At 34.7% G+C, this 6000-nt stretch carries 7 protein-coding genes; 1 reads left to right on the top strand and 6 read right to left on the bottom strand.

Annotation, left to right across the window (positions count from 1 at the left end):
• Nucleotides 1–111: 111 nt before the first annotated feature.
• The 6 genes from F6K15_RS19835 to F6K15_RS19810 form a co-directional block, all read right to left on the bottom strand.
• Nucleotides 112–234, bottom strand: coding sequence for a hypothetical protein (locus F6K15_RS19835; protein ID WP_293063495.1), 123 nt, complete (start codon nt 232–234; stop codon nt 112–114).
• 22 nt (nt 235–256) lie between these two features.
• Nucleotides 257–658, bottom strand: a complete 402-nt coding sequence (locus F6K15_RS19830; protein ID WP_293063494.1) for a hypothetical protein — start codon at nt 656–658, stop codon at nt 257–259.
• 138 nt (nt 659–796) lie between these two features.
• A complete protein-coding gene (locus F6K15_RS19825) occupies nt 797–1879 on the bottom strand; it encodes a hypothetical protein (protein WP_293063493.1) in 1083 nt (360 codons plus the stop codon).
• A 414-nt stretch (nt 1880–2293) separates the two neighbouring features.
• The gene (locus F6K15_RS19820) at nt 2294–3388 is read right to left on the bottom strand and encodes a hypothetical protein (protein ID WP_293063492.1); all 1095 of its coding nucleotides are present in this window, start codon (nt 3386–3388) and stop codon (nt 2294–2296) included.
• A 425-nt stretch (nt 3389–3813) separates the two neighbouring features.
• Nucleotides 3814–4125, bottom strand: coding sequence for a helix-turn-helix domain-containing protein (locus F6K15_RS19815; RefSeq protein ID WP_293063490.1), 312 nt, complete (start codon nt 4123–4125; stop codon nt 3814–3816).
• Nucleotides 4126–4177: 52 nt separating this feature from the next.
• On the bottom strand, nt 4178–5101 hold the full coding sequence (locus F6K15_RS19810) for an NAD(+) kinase (RefSeq protein ID WP_293063488.1): 924 nt from the start codon (nt 5099–5101) through the stop codon (nt 4178–4180).
• 96 nt (nt 5102–5197) lie between these two features.
• On the opposite strand from F6K15_RS19810, the gene F6K15_RS19805 reads away from it, so the two are divergent.
• The gene (locus F6K15_RS19805; protein WP_293063486.1) at nt 5198–5482 is read left to right on the top strand and encodes a hypothetical protein; all 285 of its coding nucleotides are present in this window, start codon (nt 5198–5200) and stop codon (nt 5480–5482) included.
• Nucleotides 5483–6000: the final 518 nt, after the last annotated feature.

Below are 6000 nucleotides of genomic sequence, written 5' to 3'. Positions count from 1 at the left end.
GGCGTACAATCAAATCACCTCCAACCAGATTATCAACCATTTTTTTTGTCAAGTCAAAAAAATCCCCTTCTTTGTTTGAGCTATTGCCAGAAATTGCCAGAGATATTGACACTAGCAATCAGCTCCTCCTTTACCTTTAATATCACCAATAATACCTTTAATATCCCCATCACCAATAATACCTTTAACATCACCACCAATATCATTTATATAAGCAGAACTTGGCTCACTCATATTTTTCTCCAGTTATTACGAACTAAAAAGTCTGATTAATTTTTCCACCACTAATATCTCCAATAACACCCGCCTTAATATTAGTCTTATCTCCTATAGAACCCTTGACATCCCCAGAAACCTTAATATTTAAGCCTGTTGCTGCTTCTTCTGATTTTAACTTTTCTAGTAACTCCTCAGCTTTCTTGATCACTTCTTCGTCTTTATCAATACCCCCTTCAATTAATTTCTCTTTCAAGGGTTCTTGATAAGTTTTAGGGTTTTTCTCATGTTCTTCTAAAATCATATTTGCTAATGAGTTGTCTGCAAATTTACGCTTAATTAATGCCTTTAAGTTCTGATAAATATCTTTAACTAAACTACCAGCAGTCGCTTCACCAGCACCAGTAACTAGAGCGGTAAGAATCAAAGAAATAGGTTCCATAAACTTAAACTTTTCTCAAATTATGTACGTCTTTATTATTATATCAACATTCAAAATTAAGCAGCAACTGCTACTTTATGTAAATTAAGCATATCTACTCAGGCTAAGTATTGATTTTGAAAGAAAAATTAACTTTTTCTACTGCTGTAAAATAACTGCAACTTCAGGCATAGATAATAACTTTTCATACAAAAGATTAGCAAAAAATTCATTGCCAAATACAGAATAATGCCCATCACCTTCCAAGAATACTCTTTCTAATTTTTCATTAGGTATTATCTTTCTAAACTCAGCAATTAAATCAAGATAAATTATGTTGCGTTTCTCTAACTCAACCTGTAGATATTGTCGCCAAAAATCAGATTCATTTCCATAATAGTCAGAACGAATAGGTAAATAAATCACCACCAACGTACTATTTTTATCTCTATTTATCTGTGCCAACTCCTCAAATATTTTCATGGCTATCGCAGGAGTTTGAGCAACATATTGATTATCAGTTTCTAACTGTCTCGGAAATAATGTTTGCCATAGACCTAAAAATCTTAACTCTTGAATATATCTGCTGCCTTCTCTAATTTTTGGAAATAAAAAAGCACCTCTAGGCACAGGAAAATTATGATTAACTAACTCCCCATTTTCTAGAAACAATAATGGTTTCCCATAACCAAAAAATTTTGCACTTTGCATCCGTACAAAATCATCAGTAATAAAAGCAAATATCTGAATGTTATGTTCAAACTTAGTACCATCACGTTTGTACCATAAATAAACTTGGTCAACACCATATCCTCCTTGACCCATATTAATAGTTTGTAAACGCTGATTTATAGATGTTAATAATTGACACCATGTTTGATCGTTGCTAACTCCCAATCCCATTGTAAAGGAATCCCCAGAACAAATTATCCTAACTTTATTAGGGTGAATATTAATAGTAAAGTCTTCGTTATTTCTGAATAATTGAGAATTTGTCCGAAAATATATCCCCTCACCATACATATTTGGAATATTAACATTAGGAATATTTACCCATCCTAATAATTCATCATATTGAGCATAAAGATGTGCGGAATTTTGTTGAATTTTGCTGATTCTATAAAACATCAATAAGATACTAGATAGACCTTCAACTAAACTCAATATCACTACAATGAAAATCAGATTAATCGAAACAATTTTGATGATTTTTTTTGTCTGACGTAAACTATGATTTATCATAAATATTAGAGTTTTGGAACTGAGAAAATATGGTTAAATTGAAGGTAAGTATTTCCTGCGGAATGCTGCGCAAACAGCCGTCAGCCATCAGCTATCAGCTATAGCAATATGATTTTAGTGGTGAGATATTGGAGACTTTTGCTTTAGGGAATAGGGAATAGGGAATAGGGAAAAAACGAATATAATAATAAAACTGTTATATTCTATGCCTTAAAGGAAAACCTCAATTCTCACATATGATTCCTAATTGCTATATTGCTTTTAGTTTAGGATAAAAACTTTATTAATTGTCTTAAGAGGGTAAGCATTTCCTGCAAGATAAGAAATAATATTTCCTTATATTCAATTCCGTAGCGGTTTTAACCAGAGGTAATTATCAATTATCCATTATCAATTAATGAATTGTTCTGCATCCTATTCCCTATCCCCTTGTAAAATAACTGCAACTTCTGGCAAAGATAACAACTTTTCATACAAAACATTAGCAATAAATTCATTGCCAGATACAGAATAATGCCCATTACCGCCCAAGAAAGCAGTTTCTACTTGTTCATTAGGCATTCTTTTTCTAAATTCAGCAATTAAATCAATATAAATTATGTTTCGTTTTTCTAATTCAGCCTGTAGATATTGTCGCCAAAAACTAGATTCATTCAGATAATAGTCAGAAGATATTGGTAAATAAACAACCACTAATTTACTATTTTTCTCTTGATTAATTTTCGCCAATTCTTCAAAAATTTTGATAGCTATGGCAGGAGTTTGAACAACATATTTATTGTCAGACTCAAATTTTCTGGGAAACAATGTTTGCCATAGATTTAAAAATCTTAACTCCTGGATATATCTACTACCTTCTGTAATTTTTGGAACTAAAAAAGAACTTCTAGGCACAGGAAAATTATGATTAACTAACTCCTCATTTTCTAAATACAATAATGGTTTCCCATAACCCAAAGACTTTGCCCGCTGCATCCGCACAAAATCATCAGTAATAAAAGCAAATATCTGAATATTATGGTCAAACTTAGTACCATCACGTTTGTACCATAAATAAACTTGGTCAACACCATATCCTCCTTGACCCATATTAATGCTTTGTAAACGTTGATTGATAGATGCTAATAGTTGGCACCATGTTTGGTCATTACTAACACCCCATCCCATTGTAAAAGAATCCCCAGAACAAATTATCCTAACTTTATTAGAAGGAATATTAATACTAAAGTCTTCGCTATTTCTCAAAGATTGAGAATTTGTCCGAAAATATATCCCCTGACCATACATATTTGGAATATTAACATTAGGAAGATTCACCCATCCTAATAATTCATCATATTCAGTGTGACGTATTTCACTCATTGGTTGAATTTTACTGATTTTATAAAACAGCAAAAGAATGCTAGATAGACCTTCAACCAAACTTAATATAGACAAACATAAAATTAGATTAATTGAGACAACTTTGAGGATTTTTTTTGTCTGACGTAAAGCATTTTTGAGCATCAATGTTAGAGTTTTTAAAATCGCGATATATGAGGAGCCTAGTAAACAACATGAGCAAAATTTTATTCAGTAAAAAAAATTATTCTTGACCGAAAAATTATCGTCAATAACCTCCCTTTTTAAACTATGCTTTACAAACATCCTTTTTAACATAAAACTTGACAAAATAGATAAGTTATATGTGAGTATTTGAGAGGCTTTTTCTTCAAAAATCATGTATTGAAAAGTACATTTTTTTGAGAACTTAAGTAGTTTTGCCTAGCTAAATAGACTCTTTCTCCCTTCTCCCCTACTCCCTGCTCCCCTGCTCCCCACAAGGTTTTTAGCGTAGCTCCTCCGGAGGAGGCTAACTGTTAACGCAGTTCGGGCTTTATGAGGCTAACTGTTGCTTGCTAGAGCTTAAAAACATAGACTATCCTAACAAATATCTACAAAATGTCTATATTTTTACGCAATTTAATGGCGTTGACTTTAAGATGATATGGTGATTCTTTAATCCAATCTGGTAGACTTTCATTCTCCAAAACAACTTTGCGCAAATCATACTTTGAAATCAAGCCGTGTTTACATTGATAAGCTATTGCTTGATTAAAGCAATACCTACTTGCTGCCAACCACTGTTTCCACATTCGATGGAGATTTTTTTCTGGGTAAACTCTGATACGCAGAGATTTGAGATGAATACTTTTCCTTTCCTTCGGAATGCTGCGCAAACGGAATGCTGCACAAACGGAGTTCATACAATCTAGGTGATAAATTGCCAAGGCCTCTAAAATCTAGTCAATGCACCATTTAACTACTACGGTGCTCATTATTGTACTTAATTCTGGCACCAGCCCATTGTAGTTTTTCTCTAAGAGTCTGGAAAAATGAATAATTTTCCCGCAAAATAATAAACTTAGCCTGACAATCTGCTATTCGTACATCCACCCGTTGTCCAGGCCAAATAGCAGTAGACAGAACTCCATCTGCCCAAAGTTTAGTAGTTAGATCGTGCTCCTGTAAAGGCCAAACACTAACTATACAACCAGGAGGAAGTACAATAGGACGACTAGAAAGACTTAAAGGACAAATTGGAGTCACAGAAATAGAAGCCATACCAGCGTGCATAATTGGTCCATTAGCAGAAGCAGTATAGCAAGTAGAACCTGTAGGACTAGCAACAATAAGTCCATCCCCTTGATATTGGTCTACTACCTCACCATCAACTTCTACTTCCAAAATAGAAGTAGGCATCCTGTCAGCAGAAGCAGGTTTAATACAAAATTCATTCAAAGCTAAAAAGCGATCGCTTGCTGGTTGGAGGTTAGTGCGATCGCCATTAAACACTGCTGACTGTAACATCATCCGCAGTTGTACAGCATAGCGGTCTTCAAATAACCTATCCCATACCTTCTCTGTATCCTTAAAATCTTCAAAACTTTCTGTCAAAAATCCCAAATGTCCTCCCACATTAACTGCCAACATTGGAATACCCAGAGCTGCTAAATGTCTTGCAGCTGCTAAAGCACTACCATCTCCCCCTAAAACCACTGCTAAGTCAATTTTATGAGTGCTAGAGGCCAGAAAAACTGGATATGGATTATCTTGTGGTCCACTTGGCCCCATTAACACTTGACAGCCTCTATCTTCCAACTGTCTAGCACATTGTTCTGCATAATGCTGACTCACATCATCTTTGGCCTTATGAGCAATAATTACTCGTTTAATGTCCATAGTTAATATTCTAGATTTTAGATAGAGATTGGCAAAATCCCCGCACCACTAAATCATCATAAACTTTCGGTAAGTGGAAAACCAGCGTATTTTAATTTGATATTTCTTTTCAAAGAGGTATTTTTTCCCAGAAGTCCAGATAATGTAGGGATATTTAACGAAGTCAGAAGTCAGAAGTCAGAAGTTAACCCACCCCTAACCCCTCCCAGGAGGCAGGGTCAATTTATTGTCATTAGAGAAAAATTGATGGGGAGGATGGGGAGATGGGGAGATGGGGAGATGGGGAGATGGGGAGATGGGGAGATGGGGAGATGGGGAGATGGGGAGATGGGGAGATGGGGAGATGGGGAGATTTGCACAATTAAATGTATTTCATATTAATATTCTCCCCAGGCAATGAATTAGCCCTGCTCCCAGGAGGGGAAGTAGGGGATTTGAGCAAGGCTCCAAAAATATTGCGCCTTAAAAGGCGGGGTTTTAGACCCATGTTATTTTGATAAAATATCCCTGGGAAGTTTGTTGAAAAAGGCAAGGCTAATTTTTGTTTCTGGAGATTTCTCATCATAAAAATTCGGTAAGTGGGAAGCAACTAAAATTGGTCTCCAGTCAAATATGACAGTGGAGACCAAAATTTTATATTTATCTGTAGTGTGATTGATTTACTTTCCCAGGTTTGCTTTCTTATTCTTCTAATCATTCTGAAATGGTTCAGAAGATATGAGCATCATTATTCAATTTATGTTTAAGTGGTAAGCTGCTTTGAATACTGAAGATTAGTCAGCTTAGTATTATTTAATTTGATAATAATTGTAGAGATACCCTGATATATCTTTATGTATAAGTTGAAGCTGAATTGAATAATAGATTAGAAGTAGAAGCGATGGAAGTTCCCTAGTTTT

Source organism: Okeania sp. SIO2B3 (assembly GCF_010672525.1).
Taxonomy (GTDB): Bacteria; Cyanobacteriota; Cyanobacteriia; order Cyanobacteriales; family Microcoleaceae; genus Okeania.
This window is presented reverse-complemented; position numbering and strand designations above follow the sequence as displayed.

Bases quoted from the DNA above. Each gene is read 5' to 3' on its own strand.
- F6K15_RS19835 (WP_293063495.1), bottom strand. From the start codon at position 234: ATGAGTGAGCCAAGTTCTGCTTATATAAATGATATTGGTGGTGATGTT.
- F6K15_RS19830 (WP_293063494.1), bottom strand. From the start codon at position 658: ATGGAACCTATTTCTTTGATTCTTACCGCTCTAGTTACTGGTGCTGGT.
- F6K15_RS19825 (WP_293063493.1), bottom strand. From the start codon at position 1,879: ATGATAAATCATAGTTTACGTCAGACAAAAAAAATCATCAAAATTGTT.
- F6K15_RS19815 (WP_293063490.1), bottom strand. From the start codon at position 4,125: ATGAACTCCGTTTGTGCAGCATTCCGTTTGCGCAGCATTCCGAAGGAA.
- F6K15_RS19810 (WP_293063488.1), bottom strand. From the start codon at position 5,101: ATGGACATTAAACGAGTAATTATTGCTCATAAGGCCAAAGATGATGTG.